The 18,999-nt window shown below is 64.7% G+C and carries 16 protein-coding genes; 6 read left to right on the top strand and 10 right to left on the bottom strand.

From position 1 onward, the window contains the following. Positions 1-5: 5 nt before the first annotated feature. Genes ACFQ95_RS12685 through ACFQ95_RS12675 form a run of 3 tightly spaced genes read right to left on the bottom strand, consistent with a single transcriptional unit; the run spans position 6 to position 3,409 of the window. Positions 6-1,175: an efflux RND transporter periplasmic adaptor subunit gene (locus tag ACFQ95_RS12685; RefSeq protein WP_422831416.1), complete on the bottom strand. Its 1,170-nt coding sequence runs from the start codon at positions 1,173-1,175 to the stop codon at positions 6-8. 54 nt (positions 1,176-1,229) lie between these two features. Further along, entirely contained in the window at positions 1,230-2,711 is a 1,482-nt protein-coding gene (locus ACFQ95_RS12680; RefSeq protein WP_422831414.1) for an efflux transporter outer membrane subunit, read from the bottom strand. Continuing rightward, entirely contained in the window at positions 2,708-3,409 is a 702-nt protein-coding gene (locus ACFQ95_RS12675) for a CerR family C-terminal domain-containing protein (protein ID WP_422831412.1), read from the bottom strand. The genes ACFQ95_RS12680 and ACFQ95_RS12675 overlap by 4 nt, the downstream gene beginning before the upstream one ends. Positions 3,410-3,571: 162 nt before the next feature. Here ACFQ95_RS12675 and ACFQ95_RS12670 point away from each other — a divergent pair, with 162 nt between their 5' ends. Continuing rightward, positions 3,572-4,090, top strand: coding sequence for a hypothetical protein (locus ACFQ95_RS12670; RefSeq protein WP_422831411.1), 519 nt, complete (start codon positions 3,572-3,574; stop codon positions 4,088-4,090). Positions 4,091-4,119: 29 nt separating this feature from the next. Here ACFQ95_RS12670 and glnE read toward each other — a convergent pair whose 3' ends face one another. Beyond that, positions 4,120-6,894, bottom strand: a complete 2,775-nt coding sequence (gene glnE, locus ACFQ95_RS12665; RefSeq protein ID WP_422831410.1) for a bifunctional [glutamate--ammonia ligase]-adenylyl-L-tyrosine phosphorylase/[glutamate--ammonia-ligase] adenylyltransferase — start codon at positions 6,892-6,894, stop codon at positions 4,120-4,122. 16 nt (positions 6,895-6,910) lie between these two features. Between glnE and ACFQ95_RS12660 the strand changes: the two genes are divergently transcribed. The 4 genes from ACFQ95_RS12660 to ACFQ95_RS12645 all read left to right on the top strand — a co-directional run bounded on the left by ACFQ95_RS12660 (position 6,911) and on the right by ACFQ95_RS12645 (position 14,808). Next, positions 6,911-11,245 carry a YhdP family protein gene (locus tag ACFQ95_RS12660; RefSeq protein WP_422831408.1) on the top strand — a complete coding sequence of 1,445 codons (4,335 nt, stop codon included), beginning with the start codon at positions 6,911-6,913 and terminating at the stop codon, positions 11,243-11,245. Continuing rightward, positions 11,242-12,054, top strand: coding sequence for a carbon-nitrogen hydrolase family protein (locus ACFQ95_RS12655; protein WP_422831407.1), 813 nt, complete (start codon positions 11,242-11,244; stop codon positions 12,052-12,054). The genes ACFQ95_RS12660 and ACFQ95_RS12655 overlap by 4 nt, the downstream gene beginning before the upstream one ends. Positions 12,055-12,148: 94 nt before the next feature. Then, on the top strand, positions 12,149-14,173 hold the full coding sequence (locus ACFQ95_RS12650; RefSeq protein WP_422831476.1) for a two-component system sensor histidine kinase NtrB: 2,025 nt from the start codon (positions 12,149-12,151) through the stop codon (positions 14,171-14,173). A 5-nt stretch (positions 14,174-14,178) separates the two neighbouring features. Continuing rightward, entirely contained in the window at positions 14,179-14,808 is a 630-nt protein-coding gene (locus ACFQ95_RS12645; protein ID WP_422831406.1) for a response regulator transcription factor, read from the top strand. Positions 14,809-14,818: 10 nt separating this feature from the next. Here the strand turns inward: ACFQ95_RS12645 and ACFQ95_RS12640 are convergent, their stop codons facing one another. Then, positions 14,819-14,983: a hypothetical protein gene (locus ACFQ95_RS12640; protein ID WP_422831404.1), complete on the bottom strand. Its 165-nt coding sequence runs from the start codon at positions 14,981-14,983 to the stop codon at positions 14,819-14,821. On the opposite strand from ACFQ95_RS12640, the gene ACFQ95_RS12635 reads away from it, so the two are divergent. After that, on the top strand, positions 14,916-16,154 hold the full coding sequence (locus ACFQ95_RS12635; RefSeq protein ID WP_422831474.1) for a murein transglycosylase A: 1,239 nt from the start codon (positions 14,916-14,918) through the stop codon (positions 16,152-16,154). The genes ACFQ95_RS12640 and ACFQ95_RS12635 overlap by 68 nt on opposite strands. A 7-nt stretch (positions 16,155-16,161) precedes the next feature. Here ACFQ95_RS12635 and ACFQ95_RS12630 read toward each other — a convergent pair whose 3' ends face one another. From ACFQ95_RS12630 to ACFQ95_RS12610, 5 genes are all read right to left on the bottom strand, one after another. Beyond that, positions 16,162-16,686, bottom strand: coding sequence for a DUF6985 domain-containing protein (locus tag ACFQ95_RS12630; protein WP_422831402.1), 525 nt, complete (start codon positions 16,684-16,686; stop codon positions 16,162-16,164). Beyond that, positions 16,683-17,204 carry a TspO/MBR family protein gene (locus ACFQ95_RS12625; protein ID WP_422831400.1) on the bottom strand — a complete coding sequence of 174 codons (522 nt, stop codon included), beginning with the start codon at positions 17,202-17,204 and terminating at the stop codon, positions 16,683-16,685. The genes ACFQ95_RS12630 and ACFQ95_RS12625 overlap by 4 nt, the downstream gene beginning before the upstream one ends. A 109-nt stretch (positions 17,205-17,313) precedes the next feature. After that, a complete protein-coding gene (locus ACFQ95_RS12620) occupies positions 17,314-17,898 on the bottom strand; it encodes a GNAT family N-acetyltransferase (RefSeq protein WP_422831399.1) in 585 nt (194 codons plus the stop codon). A gap of 94 nt (positions 17,899-17,992) precedes the next feature. Beyond that, positions 17,993-18,370 carry a PH domain-containing protein gene (locus ACFQ95_RS12615; protein WP_422831397.1) on the bottom strand — a complete coding sequence of 126 codons (378 nt, stop codon included), beginning with the start codon at positions 18,368-18,370 and terminating at the stop codon, positions 17,993-17,995. A gap of 83 nt (positions 18,371-18,453) precedes the next feature. Next, complete coding sequence (locus tag ACFQ95_RS12610; protein WP_422831395.1) at positions 18,454-18,930, bottom strand: Lrp/AsnC family transcriptional regulator; 477 nt, start codon at positions 18,928-18,930, stop codon at positions 18,454-18,456. Between the last annotated feature and the right edge of the window lie 69 nt (positions 18,931-18,999).

The following is an 18,999-nucleotide window of genomic DNA, read 5'->3' as shown; positions in this document are numbered from 1 at the left end:
GTGGCTTATTTGCTGGCGGCGGTGGCTGGGCTGGCAGCCGTGGCTGCTGCCGGGGCAGTGGCCTGCACCTTCACCAGGTCACCATCGTTGAGGAACGCGCCACCGCGCACCACAATCTTGGCTTCAGGTGTGAGGCCCGAGGCGATCTCCACGCGGTCGCCCACGCGTTGGCCGGTGACCACGCGGCGCATGCTGGCGTGTTGGCCATCGGCGACTTCAAATACGTAGCTGAAGCCATCACGCACCACCAGCGCGCTCTCGGGCGCGGTCAGCACCGCGCGGCGGCCGAGCTGAAACTCGCCGTGCGCAAACATGCCGGCGCGTGCGTCGGGGTGTGCGGGCAAGTCCACATACACCAGGGCGTTGCGCGTTTGTGCATCGACAGTCGGCGCCAACATGCGCACCTTGCCGGTGACCTTTGCGCCGCTGGCCAATGTGAGCACCGCCGCGTCACCCGGCTTGATGCGCGACAGCTCGGTGGACGTGACCTCGGCGCGCCACTCCAGGCGGCCGCCGCGAATCAAACGGAACAGCTCGGTGCCGCTGCCCAACACCGCGCCCACGGTGGCGTTGCGGGCCGAGATGACGCCGTTGTCGGGGGCCAGCACCTGGGTTTGCGCTAGGCGCAACTGCTGCGCGTTGAGGGTGGCGCGGGCCGCTTCGACCCGCGCCTTGGCGGTTTCAGAACTGGTTTGGTACTGGTTGATTTGCTGCGTGCTCAAGGCGCCGGTGGCTTGCAAGGTGCGTGCGCGTTCGGCGTTGCCTGCGGCGTCGCTGGCGTTGGCCTGGGCTTCCACGAGGTTGGCGCGGGCCTGGGCCACGTCGGCCAACACCGGCTCGGCCGCAAACGTGGCCAGCGGCTGGCCCTTGCGCACCACATCACCCACGTTGGCGCGCACCTCCAGCAAACGCAGGCCACTGGCTTCAGAACCTATGACCGCCTCTTGCCAGGCGGCGACGTTGCCGTTGGCGCCCAACTGCAGCGACCATTCCAAACGCGTGGGGGCGGCCACGTTGACCGTCAACGCGGGTTTGACGGCGTCCTTGGGCGCTGGGTCGGCCGCGCGCGAGCCTAAAGAAAACAGCGCGCTACCGCCCACCAGCAATGCGGCGGCAGCTACCAAAGATATAGCGAAGGCGGGGCGGGACTGCAAGCGCGTGAGAGAGTTGAGCATGGCTGTGAAAAGAGGTTGAAGGTGGCGGCCCAAGGGCGCGGCCTGAGTTCGTGTTTAGCTGCCGTTGGATGCAGAGGCTGCAGCGGTATTGGTCGTCGTGGTGGCGGCTTGGTCGGGGTTGGTGCCGGCCACATCGGCGGCGCTCCAACCGCCGCCCACGGCGCGGTACAGCGTCACCCAGGCGCTCATGCGTTCGCGTTGCACGGCCAGCAGGTTGATCTCGGCGGCCAGGGCGCGGCGGCGTGCGTCTTCCAGATCCACCAGGCTGGTCAGGCCGCCGCGGTAAAGCGCCTGGGTGGCTTCAAAGGCCGTGCGGTAGCCGGTGGCGGCGGTTTGTACATCGGCTTCACGGCTGCTGGCGCTGTTGAGCGTGACCAGGGCTTCTTCGACTTCGCGCACGGCTTGGCGTGCGCGTGCACGGTACAGCGCGGCGGCTTCTTCGTAGCGTGCCACCGCGGCATCGACGTTGGCGACGCGGCGGCCACCGTCAAACAGCGGCAGTGTCGCTGCCAGCGGGCCTATGGCCCAGGTGTTCAGGTCTACGGTATTGCCCTGGGTGCGCACCGAGGCCGCGCCAATCGATCCTGTGAGCGTGAGCCGTGGGTAACGTTGCGCCTCGGCGTTGCCCACTTCGGCGCTGGCCGCAGCCACTTCGCGTGCGGCGGTAAACACATCGGGGCGTTGCGCCAGCACCTGGGCCGGCACGCTGGGAATGGCGAACAAGGCTTCGGGCGCGGGGGGCTCGGGTGTTTGCGCCAGGCGCTGGCGCAGTGGCGCTTCATCCAGGGCGCTCAAATACACCAGGGCTTTCACATCCAGGTCGCACAACGCCAGTTGGTTGATGGCGCGGGCAGCGGCTTCGGCACTGCTGGCGCGCGCCAAAGCCAGGTTGGCCGGGGTTTCAAAACCGGCCTGGGTGGCCAGGTCGATCAGGCGTGCGGTCTCACTGCGCGAGGTGGCATCAAACCGCGCCACGGCCAGTTGGCGCTGGCAACTGCGCAGGCTCACATAACTTTGTGCCACCTCGGCGGCCACGGCCACACGGGCATCATGCCAACCGGCCTGGGCGCCTTCAAGGCGCGCCTGGGCGGCATCGCGTGTGGCGGCGTTGGCGCCAAACAGGTCTATCTCCCAACCGGCTTGCAAGCCTACCTGGGCGGTGGTCGCCACCGTGCCCAGGGTTTCGTTGAAGCCCCGGCTGGCGTTGCCGGTGGCGTCTGCCGTGGGGCCGAGTGCGGCACCCGCCACACGCCGCGTGGTGCGTGCCTGCGCCACGCGCGAGCGCGCCGTGGCCATGGTGGGGCTGGCCGATTGGGCGGCGTCGATCAAGTCCACCAATAACGGGTCGTTCAACTGCTGCCACCACTGGGCCAACTGCGCCGTGGAGCCATGGTGCGGCAACGGTGCCTGCCACTGCGCGGCCGGGCTGAGGGGCACGCTGCTCGGCGGCACGCTGCTGCAGGCCGCCAGCAGCAAAGGCAAGGCCCAGATGGCGGCGCGTAGCGGTAGGGAGGTAGGGATGGTTGGGTGCTTCATTTTTCGGAGGGTGTGGCGCGGCGGGTGCGTTCCACTTCAATCAGGGCCAGCGCGTCTTCCACCAGGCGGCTGACCCAACGGTCTATGGCGGCGCCTTTTTTGATGAGCGAGGGGCGGATGATTTCTATGGCTTCGAGCTGCACAAACAGCAGCATGGCCAGGCCGGTGACGGTGAGCACCAGGCGGTGCAGTTCGTCATCGGCGCGGCAAATGCCCAGGTGTTGGCCCAGCAGCGCCACCATGGCCGCGTGTGGCTTGAGCACATCGCATTCGAGTTCTTCCTGCCAGACGCTTGAGGGCTCGAGCATCTCGCGCAAATGCAGACGCAGCGCTTGGCGCGCCATGTCGCCCTGCTTCAACGGCGCCAGGTAGCCGGTAAAAAAAATAGTCAGGGCTTCGCGCAGCGGCAAGCCAGGCTGGGCCATGTGTTCCACGATTTCGCGCGGTGTGCCAAAAGACTCGGTGAACACGGCGCGGTAAAGGCCTTCTTTGTCGCCGAAGTAATAACGAATGGCGGCAATGTTGACCTGCGCCTCCAGCGCAATCTGCCGGGTGGAGGTCTTGGCGTAGCCGTGTTCGGCAAACAGCCTCAGGGCCACGCGCAGCAGCCGCGTGCGGGCTTCCACACCGTCACTGCGCGGCGCGCGTGTGCGAGAGCTGGGCTTGTTGGCAGAAATGGGGGCAGACGTACGGGCCATGGTGGACGTGGAATATAAATCAAACGATTGATTTATTTAGCATTCACCTACTGGCTGAAGTGTTTCCAGTGGTGTCAGGCTTGTGCGGCATGGCGCTTCACGATTGCTTGACACGGGCGGACTATGATGGCGAGCTTTGGCTGTGTTCTGAGGGAGTCGGTTTTGCTGCTGCGTGTCAAGTTGGGGGCTGGGGGTTTGCTGACGGCGATGTGTCTTGCGGGCGGCGTCGCGCCTGTGCATGCGCAGAGTGCGGGCCGAACCGTAAGCCTCGACCAGACCCTGGGCCTGACGTTGGCCGAACTGCGCGAAACCATGCCCGGCCTGGAGCGCCTGGCGCGGCCCGTGGTGGCGCCGCGTGGCCTGCGCGGGCAATGGCGCCTGGCGGGCACTTCGCTGGTCGGCCAGCCTTTTGACAGCGTGTTTTATTTGCGCGGCCAGAAGGTGGAGCGCATTGAGCAGCTGCGCAACGTGCCCGCGCCATGCGTTGAAGACGCCACCTTTCGCAGCGTGGTGCAAAGCCTGGGGCTGGACTACGGCTCGGTGCCGAATGGCCTGGATGCGTTTGGTGTCACGGCCGATGGCGCGGCCGATGTGGCCGCGCATCTGCAGGTCAGCGCCGAGGCCTGTGTGATCCGTGTGGTGTACCAGCCGCGGATCTTGAAAGACGCTTCGACGCTGTAGCCCTGGGGCGCTACCGCCGTGTTCGGTGTTTAGCCGAACACGGCTTTCCACAAGGCAATCACGGCTTGCTGCTCTGCTTGCAGCAGCGGCGGCTCCACCTGGGTAGGCGCCTCGTTCAGGCGCGCCGTGTGTTGTGCACGGCGCAGTGCGCGGTAGGCGCTGGCAGCCGCGGTGCCCACGCCGGTTGGCAACAAGCCTGCTGTCTCGGCGCGCTGCAGCAGTGCGATATTGCCCACGTTTTCCTGCAGTTCCGGGTGGTGTTGTGACTGCGACAGCACCAGGTATTGCACGGCGAACTCGGCATCAACCATGCCGCCCGGGCTGTGCTTGACGTCGAAGTTCTGGCCGCGCACCGGGTGGGCGCTGCGCACCTTGTCGCGCATGGCGACGATTTCGGCACGTAGCGCGGCGGCATCGCGCGGCGCAGTGATCACCGCTTGGCGCACCGCGTCAAAACGTGCACGCAGCGGCTCAAAGCCGAGCACAAAACGCGCGCGCGTCATGGCCTGGTGTTCCCAGGTCCAGGCGGTATTGCTGCCGCGTTGCTGCTGGTAGTTGGCGTAGGCGTCGAAGGTGGTGATCAGCAGGCCGGAATTGCCGTTGGGGCGCAGGGCGGTGTCGATCTCGAACAGATCGCCTTCGCCGGTTTTCACCGTCAGCCAGTTGATCATCTTGCGCACGTAGGCGGCGTAACTTTCGGGTGCGCGTTCGTCGGCGTCTTCGTAGACAAACACAATGTCCAGATCGCTGCCATAGCCCAGCTCCTTGCCGCCGAGTTTGCCGTAGCCAATGATGGCGAACTGCGGCGTTTCGGTGTGGCGGTTGCGCAGGCGTTCCCAACTCCAGCGCGCGGTCACGCGCAAGATCACTTCGGCCAGTGCACTTAAATCATCAGCCACCTGCTCCACCGTCATGCGGCCTTCGATGTCGCGCACCAGGGCGCGGAACAACTCGGCGTGGTGCGCGCGGCGCAGCAGATTCAGCAGGGTTTCTTCGTCGTCTTCGCCGGTGGTGGCAAGCGAGGCGCGGCGGTGTTCCAGTTCGGCCTCGAAGGCCTCGGCGACAAAACGTTCGTCCAACATGGCGTCGCTGGCCAGCTCATCGATCACGCCGGGGTGCTGCAGCAGGTAGCGTGCGGGCCAGCGGGCGGCACCCAGCAGACGCAGCAGGCGCTCGTGCACACTCGGGCGCTCCAGCAGCATGGCCAGGTAGCTTTCGCGGCGCAGCAGGGTTTCGATCCAGTCGACCAGGCGTACGGCGGCCTCTTCGGTCACGCGCTCTTCCTTGATCCAGCTGTTGGTGCGTTGCAGCAGGCGCACCAGGCGCGCACGTGCGTCGTCGCGCAGGGCCAGCACACGCGGGTGCTGGCGCCAATGCGTCACGCGTTCGCGCAAGCTGCCGCTGAGCTGCTCCAGCAGGCCGTCCAGATCGGGGCCCAGCGGAGCGGCGCCGTTCGGGCCTTTGCAGCCGCCGCCTTTGCGGCAACTGCCTTGGCCCTGGCCGCCGAGCAAGGTGTCGAACTCCTGCGCCACAAACTCGCGGTGCATGTCCAGGTCACTCAAGAAGGCGCAGCAATTGCTGTAGCCCATGGTCTGGGCGATCCAGGCCAGGTCGTCGTCTTGCGTCGGCAGGACGTGGGTTTGCTGGTCGTCCAGGTACTGGATGCGGTGTTCCACGCGGCGCAGGAATTCGTAGGCCGCGGCCAGCGCATCCGCCGTGGGCTGCGGCATCAGCCCGGCGCGCGCCAGGCGTTGCAGTGCGTCGAGTGTGGAGCGTGTGCGCAGTTCGGGGAACTGGCCGCCGCGCACCACCTGCAGCAACTGCACGGTGAATTCGATTTCACGGATGCCGCCACGCGACAGCTTCACGTCGTTGGCACGCTCGGGGTGGCCGGCGGCGCGTTTGGCCGCGTGGTCACGGATTTGCTTGTGCAGATTGCGCAGTGAATCAAAGACGTTGTAGTCGAGGTAGCGGCGGAACACAAACGGCAGCACCACGCCGCGCAGCTCCTGCGCCGAGGCGTCGATGATGCATTTGCGCGGCGCCACCACGCGGCTTTTGAGCCAGGCGAAACGCTCCCACTCGCGTCCGTGGATCTGCAGGTATTCCTCCAGCGCACCGAGCGAAATCGCGGCCGGGCCGGAGTTGCCATTGGGCCGCAGCATCAGGTCGACGCGGAATACAAAGCCGTGCTCGGTGGTGTCGCCCACCAGGCCGTACATCAGTTTGACGGCCTTGGCAAAGTATTCGTGGTTGCTGATGCGGCCACGGCCGTCCTCCAGGCCGGCGGTGTCGCCGTCATGGTCGTAGACGTAGATCAGGTCGATGTCGCTGGACACGTTCAGCTCGCGCCCGCCCAGCTTGCCCATGCCAATGACCCACATCTCGGCGCGCTGGCCATCGGGCCCCACGGGTTTGCCGTGGCGGCTGTCCAGCTCGCGGCAGGCTTCGGTGCCGGCCGCGTCAAGCGCGAGTTCGGCCAGTTCCGTCACCGCCCGGGTCACGACGCTCAGCGGCGCTTGGGCGTCGCAGTCCAGCGAAACCAGCCGCTCCATGACCAACTGGCGCACGATGCGCAGGGCGGCATCGAGTGCGAAACCTTTGGCCAGTACGGCGGTCAGACAGGCTTGCATGCTGGCGCGGACCGGTTCCCCCATAGGCAATAGGGGCAACTCGGCGGCGTAGCGCCGGCGAAGCCGTTGCACGAAACGCGAATAAGAAGACAGGCCCGAAGCCGGCGAATTTGCTTTGGTTAACAAATGATCGCCGCTTTGGATTGAATTCCCTTGCGGGCCGGGGGTCATAATTCCAGTTGCATCCATGAGTCCAATGACTGAATCACAGCTCCGCCCCACCCGACTGCTCCACTTTGCGGCTACGGTCGCCCCCTGGTGTTTAGGCCTGGTCGCGACAGCGTGGCTGCTTCTGGCCCTGGCGTGGGGACTGCTGCACGGGATCATTGTGCCGCGAATCGACGAATTTCGCCCAAGGCTGGAAGCAGAGGCAAGCCGTCTTGTAGGGATGCCCGTGCGTATCGGCCGGTTGTCCGCCGAGTCAAAGGGTTTGGTGCCGCTTTTTGAAGCCCAGGAGGTGGTGCTGCAAGACGCCCAAGGCCGTCCCGCAGTGCGCCTGCCCAAGGTGTCGGTGGCGCTGTCACCGGCCTCTGTGTGGCGCCGTGGCTTCACCCAACTGGTGGTGGACGGCCTGGAACTGGACGTGCGCCGCGAAGCCGATGGGCGCATTCTGGTGGCGGGGCAAGTGATCGCCCAGGGGGCTGCCGACCCGGCGGCCGACAGCCCGGCACTCGATTGGTTGTTCGAGCAGACGGAAGTGGTGGTGCGCCAGGGCGTGCTGCGCTGGACCGATGCGCAACGCCAGGCCCCCACGGTGGCGTTGACCGACATCAGCCTGGTGTTGCGCAACCGCGGCCGCAGCCACCTGATGCGTCTTGACGCCACCCCGCCGCCTGAATGGGGTGAGCGCATGAGCCTGGTGGGGCGTTTACGTCAGCCCTTGCTGGCCTTGCACAACGGCCGTTGGCGTGAGTGGGATGGCGCCTTGTACGCCGATCTTCCGCGGCTGGATGCGCAGCAGTTGCATCTCTACAGCGACTTGAGCTTGGGTGTGGCTGCCGGGCAGGGGGGGCTCAGGTTATGGGCCGATGTGCGGCAGGGACAATTGGCGGCGGTCACGGCCGACGTGGCCTTGGCCCATGTCAAGGCGCGGCTTGGCAGCAGCCTGGAGCCGCTGGAGTTGCCCTCGCTGCAAGGGCGGCTGGGTTGGCGCCAGGTGCCAGGCGCCACGGGTTCGCCTGACGGTTTTGAGTTTTCCACCGAAGGCATGCGTTTCACCGCGGCGAATGGCCTGGAGTGGCCTGGTGGCAACGTGTTGCTGCGCTCGGTGCGTGGCGCGAACAATGTGCCCGAAGGGCAGTTCAGTGGTGACCAACTTCACCTGGCGGCGCTGGCACAAATTGCCGAGCGCCTGCCGATGGCGTATGCGCTGCACGACAGCTTGGTGCGCTTGGCGCCCAAGGGGCGGCTGGAGAACATTGACGTCCGTTGGCAGGGCACATTCGATGCGCTGGTGAGTTATGCGGCCAAAGGACGGGTGACCGATCTGGACGTGGCGCCGGAGGTTCTTTCTGCGGCAGCGGTGGCCCAGGGTCATGTGGGCCACCCGGGCTTGCGTGGTGCCACGGTGGATTTCGACCTGACCCAGGCCGGCGGCAAGATGGCGCTGGCGCTGCAGAACGGCAGCATGACTTTTCCGGGTGTTTTTGAAGAGCCCGAAGTGCCGTTCGACAGCTTTTCCTCCGATGTCAGTTGGAAAGTCGACGGCCAGAAGTGGGTCGTGAGTGTCGGCCGTACGCAGTTTTCGAATGCCGATGCGGCGGGCAGTCTGAGCGCTAAATGGAGCACCAGCGACCCCGCGCGTTCGGTCGGCAAAAGCCGCTTTCCAGGCGTGCTGGAGCTCGATGGTGTGCTCGACCGAGGCGCCGGCCCGCGGGTGCACCGCTACCTGCCATTGGGCGTGAATGCCGACGCGCGCCACTATGTGCGCAACGCCGTCACCGGCGGTGGGGCCACCAACATCCGCTTCCGCGTCAAAGGTGATTTGCACGAATTCCCCTACCACGACCCACGCCGGGGCGAGTTCCACATCAGCGCGGATGTGAAAGACGCGACCTTTGCCTTCGTGCCGCAGAGCATCAACCCGGCGGGGCGGCCACCCTGGCCGGTGCTCTCACGCCTGTCGGGCAATTTGATCTTTGATCGCAACAGCATGCAGGTCAAAGGCGGCTCAGCCCGCCTGGGGCCGAACGGTGCCATTGTGGTGCCCAAGGTCGAGGCCGACATCGCCGACTTTCACCACTCGGTGGTGCGTGTCTCGGCCGACGCCAATGGCCGCTTGAACGACATGCTGGGCGTGGTGCGCAGTTCGCCCTTGAATACCATCACCCAGCAGGCGCTGGAGCAGGCCAGCGCCAGCGGCAACGGCCAATTGCAGTTAAACCTGAGCTTGCCGATTGCCGACATCGACAACAGCAAAGTCCAAGGCAGCGTGACGCTGGCCGGCAACGATGTGATGCTGATGCCTGGCACACCCATGCTGGCGCGTGCAAAGGGTGTGGTGGCCTTTTCGGAAACCGGCCTGGCGATCACCGGCGGGCAGGCGCGGCTGCTCGGTGGCGATGTATTTTTCGAAGGCGGTTCGCCGACCTCACGTCCCGTCGCCGCCAGCGCCGCCAAACCGGCCTCGGCGCCGCCTGCTGTTGCAGCCAATGCCGGCGACGCCAGCATGAGCTTCCGTATCAACGGCACCGCCACTGCCGAGGGCTTGCGCCAGGCGCGTGAAGTCCAAGGCCTGGCCGCCATCGCCAGCCAGATGAGCGGCAGCACCACTTATGCGGCACAACTGGGCATACGCCGCGGCAGCGCAGAAATCAGCCTCACCAGCAGCTTGCAAGGCCTGGCTGTGCGCCTGCCGGCACCGCTGAACAAAGCGGCCGATGCCTCACTTCCGTTGCGGCTGGAGCGTGTGCTGCTGCCGTCCACGGGCACAGGTACGGGCACGGCTGCCGTGCCGGGCCCAGAGCGTGACCGCATCAGCCTCAGCTTGGGTAACCTGGTGTCGGCGCAATACATTCGGGATCTTTCCGGTGCTGCCCCGCGCGTGTTGCGCGGGGTTGTGGGCCTGGGCGACCGCGCCGAGGGGCCGTTGCCGCTGCCGGACAGTGGCGTGGCGGCGCAAGTCGGACTTGCCGCACTCGACACCGACGCCTGGGAGCGCGCTTTGACGGCCCCCCCTGCGGTGCCTGCCACCGCTTCTGCCACGGCCACAGCCGCAGCCTCATCACCTTTGGCGGCAAGCATGGCCGTCCCGGTGGCGGCTGGCGCGACGCCGCTGGGCAGCATGGCCGATTACCTGCCCACACGCATCGCCTTGCGCACCAAGACATTGACCTTCAGCGGCCGTGACCTGCATGAGGTGTCGCTTGATGCGACCCACACCGGCCAGGTCTGGCGTGCCAACGTGAACGCTGCAGAGGTCAGCGGCACCGGTGACTACCGCCCTTCGTCTGACAGCAGCCCCGGCCGTTTCTACGCACGCCTGAGCAAGCTGTACCTGGGATCCACCGGCCCCGGCACGGGCGGCAACATCGGCCCCACCGAGATTGCGCTGGAAAACGCCACGCGCAGCGTGCCCGCGCTGGACGTGGTGGTGGAAGACTTCCAACTGCATGGCAACAAACTCGGCCGCCTGGAGCTGGAGGCCGTGAACCGCGCCGCCAGCGTTGTCCAGCGCGATGCCGACAACAACGAATGGCGGCTCAACCGCCTGGTGCTCAGCAACCCCGAGGCCACGTTCACGGCCTCGGGCAATTGGAGCGCATTAAGTGCGCAGCCCGGCGCGCGGCGCACCGTGCTGAACTTCAAGCTCGACGTGGCCGATGGCGGCAAGCTGCTGGAAAGATTCGAAATGCCGGGTGTGTTCCGTCATGGCAAAGGCCGCATGGAAGGGCAGATCGCCTGGGTTGGCGCGCCCACTGCACTCGACTACCCCAGCCTGATGGGCCAGCTCAATGTCAACCTCGAGGACGGCCAGTTCCTCAAGGCCGATCCAGGCCTGGCCAAGCTGCTGGGTGTGCTCAGCCTGCAGGCTTTGCCGCGCCGCCTGACGCTGGACTTCACCGACATCTTCAGCGCTGGTTTCGCGTTTGACTTCATCCGCGGCGACGTGAAGATGGAGCGCGGCGTGGCCGCGACGAACAACCTGCAGATGAAGGGTGTGAATGCTGCCGTGTTGATGGATGGCAAGGTCAATCTGGCCAAAGAGACCCAGGATCTGACGGTTGTGGTCATTCCCGAGATCAGCGCCGGCACGGCCGCGTTGGCGGCCACCGTGATCAATCCGGCGATTGGCCTCGGCGCCTTCCTGGCCCAGGCCTTCCTGCGCAAACCCTTGATGGAGGCCGCCACCCAGGTGTTTCATATCGACGGCGCCTGGGCCGACCCTAAAATCAGCAAAGTCAACCGCAAGTGGTTGTGGTCCGGTGACACGCGCACCGAGCCGCCAAACCCGGCCGGTGCTGACAAAGACGCCAAACAAGACAGCAACCCAGACACCCCGCGAAACGGAGCCAATCGATGAAGGTCGCCGCCATCCAGATGGTGTCTGCCACGCAACTGCAGACCAATCTCGACCGTGCGCGTGTGTTGCTTGAAGAAGCCGCACGCCAGCAGGCCGAGCTGGCGGTGTTGCCCGAATACTTTTGCATCATGGGGCGTGTGGACACCGACAAGCTGCAGATCCAGGAGCCTTTTGGCGCGGGCGCCATCCAGGCTTTTTTGTCGACAGCGGCGCGTGAACTGGGCCTGTGGATCGTTGGCGGCACCCTGCCCCTGAGCACCGCTGATGGCCGTGTGCGCAACAGCTCCCTGGCCTTCGACCCGAGTGGCGCCTGTGTGGCGCGCTACGACAAGATCCACCTGTTCCGCTTCGACAACGGCGTGGAAAGTTTTGACGAGGCCCGCGTGCTGCAGCATGGCGCCGAGCCCGCGCTGTTCGACATGCCGGCGCGGGATGGCCGCCGCTGGCGTATAGGCCTGAGCGTCTGTTACGACCTGCGCTTTCCCGAGCTGTACCGCCACTACGCCCGGCAGGGCGCCGATGTGCTGCTGGTGCCCAGCGCCTTTACCTATCCCACGGGCTTGGCGCATTGGGAACTGCTGCTGCGTGCGCGTGCCGTGGAAAACCTGGCCTATGTGGTGGCGCCGGCACAGGGCGGCGTGCACGAAAGCACGCGCCGCACCTGGGGTCACTCTATGCTGGTGAACCCCTGGGGCGAGGTGCTGGCGCAGCACGCTGAAGGTGAAGCGGTGGTGGTGGCCGAGCTCGATGCCGCGCAACTGGCGCGTTACCGCCAGCAACTGCCAGCGCTCGAACACCGCGTGTTGTGAACTGCCAGTCGTGAACCGTCTAGGGCGTCTTCTACGGCGGCGTGTGAGCCGCATCAACCTGCTGTGGCGCAGCTGGGGCCTATGGGGCTGGCTGATGGCGCTGGTGGTGCTGGTGTTGGCCACGCTGGTGTGGATGACCGGCCGCTATGAGACCGGCCAGGTGCAGAACCGCCTGGAGGTCGACACTGCCGAAGCCGTGGCCGACATCCGCAACGCGTTGCGGCTGAATGTGCAGAACATGGTGGCGCTGCAGGTGGGCAAGCCGAATGCCGAGGAGTGGCGCAAAAGCGCCGAGGCGCTGCTGCACCAACGCCGCGAGATGTTGCGCATTGAGTGGCTCAACCCGCAACTGAATCTGCGCGCGTTTGTCGACACGCCCTACCGCCCCTCGATCTTCGAGTTTCTGGGCCGCACCAATTCCAACACCGACGTGGCCCTGGCCTGCGCGGCGGCCCTGCGTTTCCAGGGGCCGGCCTATTCACGCAGCTATTACCTGCCGCAGCTCGATGGCCTGGGGGTTGAGGTCATAGAGATGTGCCTGCCGGTGATGGTGGATCGCCGCCTGGAGAGTTATGTGATCGCCACCTATTCGCTGCCCGGTATCTTGGCCGACGTGGTGGGTCACCAGTTGTCGCGCAGCCAGGAGGTGTCGTTTGTCGAGGCCGATGGCACACGCCTGGCGCTGCACGGCCTGGCGCGGCGCGGCACACGCATGTTCACCGCGCAGCAGTTGCTCGACCTGCCCGGCAACCCACTGCTGCTGCGCATGGACAGTTGGCACGGCGCGCCGGATGTGTTCCCGAACGTGATGACGGCGCTGGTCACCATGATGTCGATTGCGTTGGTGTCGGTCACCGTGCTGCTGGTGCGCGACACCCGCCGCCGCTTGCAGGCCGAGCGTGGCCTGGCCGATGCATTGGCGTTTCGCAAGGCGATGGAGGATTCGTTGGTCACAGGCCTGCGTGCGCGTGACCTGGATGGCCACATCACCTACGTCAACCCGGCTTTCTGCGACATGGTGGGCCTGGCCGCCGAAGACCTGCTCGGCCGTCGCGGCCCGCTGCCGTATTGGCCACCCGAGTTGGTCGATGAATACACCGCGCGGCAAAACCAGCGCATCATTGGCACCACGCCGCCGCGCGAAGGTTTTGAGTCGGTGTTTCTGCGCAAGGACGGCACCCGTTTTCCGGTGCTGGTGATCGAAGCCCCGCTGATCAACGAGCGCGGTTTCCAGACCGGCTGGATGAGCGCCGTGCTCGACATCAGCGAACAGCGCCGCGTGGAAGAACTCTCGCGCGCCAGCGAAGAGCGGCTGCAGGTGACTGCGCGCCTGGCCACCGTGGGCGAAATGGCCTCGCTGTTGAGCCACGAGCTGAACCAGCCGCTGGCCGCCATCTCCAGTTATGCCACTGGCTCGCTCAATCTGATGCGCCTGCGCGGCGGTGCCGAAGAAGGTGTGGCGCGGCTCGACATGGCCGACATGGAGCAAGCCCTGCTGCGCATCAGCGAACAAGCCGATCGTGCCGGCCGCGTGATCCGCAGCGTGCAGCGTTTTGTGCGCCGCGCCAACGATGCGCGCCAGGCGGTGGATCCGATTGAGTTGTTCGTCGCCATCTTGCCGCTGGTGCAATTGCAGGCGCGGCAATCCAGCGTGCGGCTGGTGCTGCAAGTGCCAGAAGGTTTGCCGCCGGTGCAGTGCGACCGCACCATGGTCGAGCAAGTGTTGTTGAACCTGGCGCGCAACGCCATGCAAGCCATGGACGGCCCGCTGGAGTCCACCGTGGCCGAGCGCACGCTCACCATGCGGGTCGAGCCCGCGCCTGCGGCTGCGCTGGTGGATGGCACCCGCCCACGCGGCTGGTTGTTGTTTTCGGTGGCCGACGTGGGCGCTGGCATCGATCCGCTGGTGGCCGAACGCGTGTTCACACCGTTTTTCAGCACCCGCGCCGACGGCATGGGCCTGGGCTTGAGCATGTGCCGCACCGTGATTGAACAACACGGCGGCTTTCTGGAATTCGGCCCCAATCAACCCCGCGGCACCGTGTTTCGCTTCACCCTGCCGACCGATGTAGCCGCGCCCACGGCCACAACGGCTACCATCGCTGCGCTCACTGTCTGAACCCCATGCAACCCTCTCAAGACGCCACCGTATTTATTGTTGATGACGATGCCGGCGTGCGTGATGCACTCTCCTGGCTGCTGCGCTCGCGTGGCCTCTACAGCGAAACCTTTGAAAGCGCCGACGCCTTTTTCGAGCAGAAACTGAAGCCCGGTTTTCTGCCGCGCCAGGCCTGCTGCCTGCTGCTGGACGTGCGTATGCCCGGCATGAGTGGCATTGCGCTGTTCGAGCAGGTGGTGGCGCAGCGGTTGACGGATGCGCTGCCGGTGATTTTTCTCACCGGCCATGCCGACCTGCCCACCGCCGTGGAGGCGGTGAAGCGTGGCGCCTTCGATTTCTGCCAGAAGCCGTTTTCCGATAACGCCCTGGTCGACCGCATCGAGCAGGCGCTGGCGCAGTCGCGCGACAAACTACGCGTGATTGTCGAGCGTGTGGGCATGCAGGCCAAGCTGGCCGAACTCACCGAGCGTGAGCGTGACGTGATGCGCCTGGTGGTCGATGGCCTGCCGAACAAGCTGATTGCCGACCAATTGGCCATCAGCGTGCGCACGGTGGAAGTACACCGCGCAAGAGTGTTTGAAAAGATGGATGTGAAGTCGGCCGTAGAATTGGCCAATTTGCTACGCAATGTGTAGCTGTTTGCGTTTATTTGGCGGGTGTTTCAGGCTTTCTTGGCTTTGATTCCTGGGCCGGGGCCTCGGTCTTGTCGGATGGCAGTTCGCCGCGTTGGCGGCCCGAAAACATCGTCCACCAGACAATCAACAGCAGCAGCAGCAGCGCGCCAAGCGCCTCAAGAAGAATCAGACCCATGCAATTGAATTTCCAGAAACTGTGGACCGGCGCCATTCTAGGCATGCTGGTCGCCATTCTTGCGGGCTGCGCCTCGGCGCCGGACAAGAGCGCAGCATCGGCGCCCCCAGCCGGCAGCACGGCACCGACAACCACCACGCCAGGCGTGGAGGTGCCCAGCTACGGCAATCTGGGGCTGTCGCCGCAACACCCGCGCAGCCGCTGGTTGCCGGTGGACTGGTCCGAACTGCCCGGTTTTGCCGATGACAACCTGTTCGAGGCCTGGAATGCCTGGATCAAAAGCTGCGAGCGCCCCGGCCCGACGTTTGCGCCACTGTGCGGCGACGTGCGCCGCCTGAGCCTGGGCAGCAATGAGGAACAGCGTGCCTGGCTGCAGCAGCGCCTGCAGCCTTACCGAGTGGAGCCGGTGCAAGGCAGCACCGAGGGTTTGCTCACCAGTTATTACGAGCCGCTGTTTGACGGCACGCGCCAGCCCAGTGCCAGCAGCGCGGTGCCGCTGTACCGGCCACCGGCCACCTTGGGCCAACGCAAACCTTGGTACACGCGGCAGGAAATGGAAACCCTGCCCGAGGCGCGTGCCGCCCTGGCTGGGCGCGAAATCATCTGGCTCAGCGACCCGGTGGACGCGCTGGTGCTGCAAATCCAGGGCTCGGGCCGTATCCGCGTGACCGAACCCGATGGCAGCCAGCGCCTGGTGCGCCTGGCCTACGCCGGCACCAACGACCAGCCGTACAAAAGCGTCGGCCGCTGGCTGCTCGACCAAGGTCTGGTGCGCGACGCCACCTGGCCCGGCATCAAGGCCTGGATCGCGCAAAACCCGCAGCGTTTGAATGAATTGTTGTGGAGCAATCCACGCATGGTGTTCTTCCGCGAAGAAGCCTTGCCGCCGCTGGACGCCGCCTTTGGCCCGCGCGGCGCGCAGGGTGTGCCGCTCACGCCGGGCCGTTCCATCGCGGTCGACCCCGGCAGCATTCCCTATGGCACGCCGGTGTGGCTGGCCTCGCCCGGACCGTCCATGCCGCTGCAAAAGCTGGTGCTGGCGCAAGACACCGGCAGCGCCATCACGGGCGCCGTGCGCGCTGATTATTTTGCCGGTTGGGGGCCGCAGGCGGGTGAATTGGCCGGTCGCCTGAAGCAGACCCTGCGGATGTGGGTGCTCTGGCCCAAGTGAACAACGGCTAACGGTAAATGACGTCTTCCAGGCTGTCGTCGTGGTAAGCGTCTGAGTGTGTCAGGTGGCCGTCGTACGGCCCCACTTTGGTGACCCGCTCGCCGTTCTTCATCACCAGTTGCAGGCCATGCTCGGGCTCCCAGCGGCAGTGGCAGGCGATGGAGATGTAGACGCCGCGGTCGCCATAGGGGCGGCGCATCACCACCGGGTCGTTGTTGAACTGGATGTGTTGCCACACTTGTTGTGCGGAGGCGATGTGGATGTCTCGCTCATCCACATCCAGATAGTCGCGGTATTGCTGGAACACGTAGCGCGAGACACTTTGCAGCGTGTCAAAACCGCAGCCCAGGAAGTTTTTGACGGCCTCGTGGAATGTTTCCGGTGCCGGGTCCTGCTGATAACCCGCCAACACCAGGCGGCGCACGGCGCCATTCAGCACGGCCAGCTTGATGGGCGCGCTGACAACTTCGCCGCGTTGTGCATCTTTGGCGAGTTCGCCCAGCCCTCTGATGTACATGGCGTGCGTGTTCATGAACCCAGTACCGAGGGATTGAGTTGCCACATGAAAAAGTTCAGGGTCGCGGCAAAACTCACCCAGGCCAGGTAGGGCAGCAGCAGCAGGCTGGCCAGGCGGTGGTGGCGCCAGAAGCTGGCCGCCGTGGCGGCAATCAATAGCCACAACAGCAAGATCTCCACCATCGCCGCAGCGCCCCAATGCCAGGCGAAAAACAGCCAGGTCCAGAGTGCATTCGCGGCCAATTGCATGAGGAACAAGGTCAGCGCCGGGGCCGCCCCGCGCCAACCCTTGGAACGCCAGACCAGCCACGCGGCCACGGCCATCATGGCGTAGAGCACCGTCCACACCGGGCCGAACAACCCGGCCGGTGGCGCCCAGTTCGGTTGTATCAACTCACCGTAGAAAGCCTGTGCATTGACGGAGGCGATGGCGCCTATGCCGCCGGCCACGAAACTGGCCAGCAACCAGGCTATCAGCCCCATGGTCTGGTGTGTGGGTGTGCGTCGGGTATGGGTTGTGCTGGAGTACGCCATGGTGCTTCTTCCTGTGCCTTTTCGCGCAGATGTATTGAAGGTTGCACCCTGCCCTCGGAAGTTGCTCTGCCTGTCAGCCTGCCTGGCCATGTGTTGGCTCGATGCGGGGTCAGGTGGGGCATCCCAGCCGCGCTTCCAGACGGCTTTTCACTTCTGGCCATTCATCTTCGATGATGCTGAAGCGCACCGAGTTGCGCTTGCGACCATTGGGCATGATGCGCTCGTAACGGATGATGCCTTCCTCCTTGGCCCCTAAACGTAGGATGGCGGCGCGAGATCTTGTGTTGATTTCATCCGTGGTGAACTGCACCCGAATACAGCCCATGGTTTCAAACGCGGCTCGCAGCATCAGGTACTTGGCCTCGGTGTTGACAAAGCTTTTTTGATGGCTTGAGGCGATCCAGGTGCTGCCGATTTCCAGCTTGCGGTTGTCTGCGTCTATCTTCCAGAAACGCGTCGACCCAATGACTGCGCCGCTGTCGGCCAGCGTGGTGACAAACGGCATGACGGTGCCGGCCATGTGGCCGTCCAGCGCACTGCGGATGTAGTGGTCGACGGTGGCTGCGCAGGGCACGACGGTAAACGGCAGGTTCCAGAGTTCACCGTCTGCCGCGGCAGCCACGAGTGCTGGCGCATCGCTGCTGCGGAGTGCGCGCAGCACGACGCGGGGGCCTGTGAGTTGTGGGATGTGCATGGCGGCGTGGGCTGAGGCGGGCCGAGTTGGCCGGTTGAAGCCGCTCAAGACCCGTCCGAGGTAGAGGAATACTTGAAGGGCCGAATGTATACGCTTACTTGAGCACGTAGCTGGCCAGCACCGCCTGCACTTCGTAAATGCTCAGCTTCTTGTTAAAGGTTTTTTGCACCGGAGCGCTTGTGCTGGAAATCCAGATCTTCAACTCGGCATCCAAGTCAAAGCTGCCCGAGGTTTCAATGCTGAAGTGTGTGATGCTTTTGTACGGAATGGAGTGGTACTCGACCTTGCTACCGGTGATTCCCTGTTTGTCGACCAGCACCAAACGCTTGTTGGTGAACACAAAATAGTCGCGTATGACTTGGTAGGCGTGTTCCACGGTTTCGCCGGGAGCCAGGATCTTGCCGAACTCTTGCTGGATCTTGCTGGCGTCGATCTTGGAAGCGTTGCCGAGCACGCTGTCGAGTAGTCCCATGAATTTCTTTCTGAAGTAAAAATGCCTTTATGCGCATACTGGAAAAGCGCAAACAGCTATTGAAAATATAGTAATTGCCGTGTTTAAGTCGCGGCCTTCAAATGCGCCAACGGCAGTGCGCGGCTTTCCTTCACCTCGCCCAGCGAGAAGCTGGTGTGCAGGTCTTTCACGTTCGGCAGATTGATCAGCACCGTGCGCGCCAGGCGGGAAAACGCGTCCAGGTCTTGCGCCACGACCTGCAGCTCAAATGTGCCCGCGCCGCTGATGTAGTGGCACGAAATCACTTCCGGGATCTTGCGTATCGCCTCTTCCAGTTCGCGCGTCACGTCGCCGCTGTTGCGGTCGGCATCCAGCCGCACAAAGGCCAGCACGCCCAGGCCGATCTTTTGCCGATCTATGTCGGCGTGGTAACCGCGGATGTAGCCGGCCTCTTCTAGCGCACGCACACGCCGCCAACAGGGCGCGGCGCTCAGGCCCACACGCTGGGCGAGTTCGGCGTTGGTGAGCCGGCCGTCACGTTGCAGTTCATCCAGTATGGTGAGGTCGAATTTATCTAACATTTCTTGATGGTATCCATTTACGCAAGATTCTTTCTTGATAACGTCCTAAATGGGCATCGAAAGCAAAGA

The organism is Variovorax sp. HJSM1_2 (genome assembly GCF_049316285.1).
Lineage (GTDB): Bacteria > Pseudomonadota > Gammaproteobacteria > Burkholderiales > Burkholderiaceae_C > Rhodoferax_B.
This window is presented reverse-complemented; position numbering and strand designations above follow the sequence as displayed.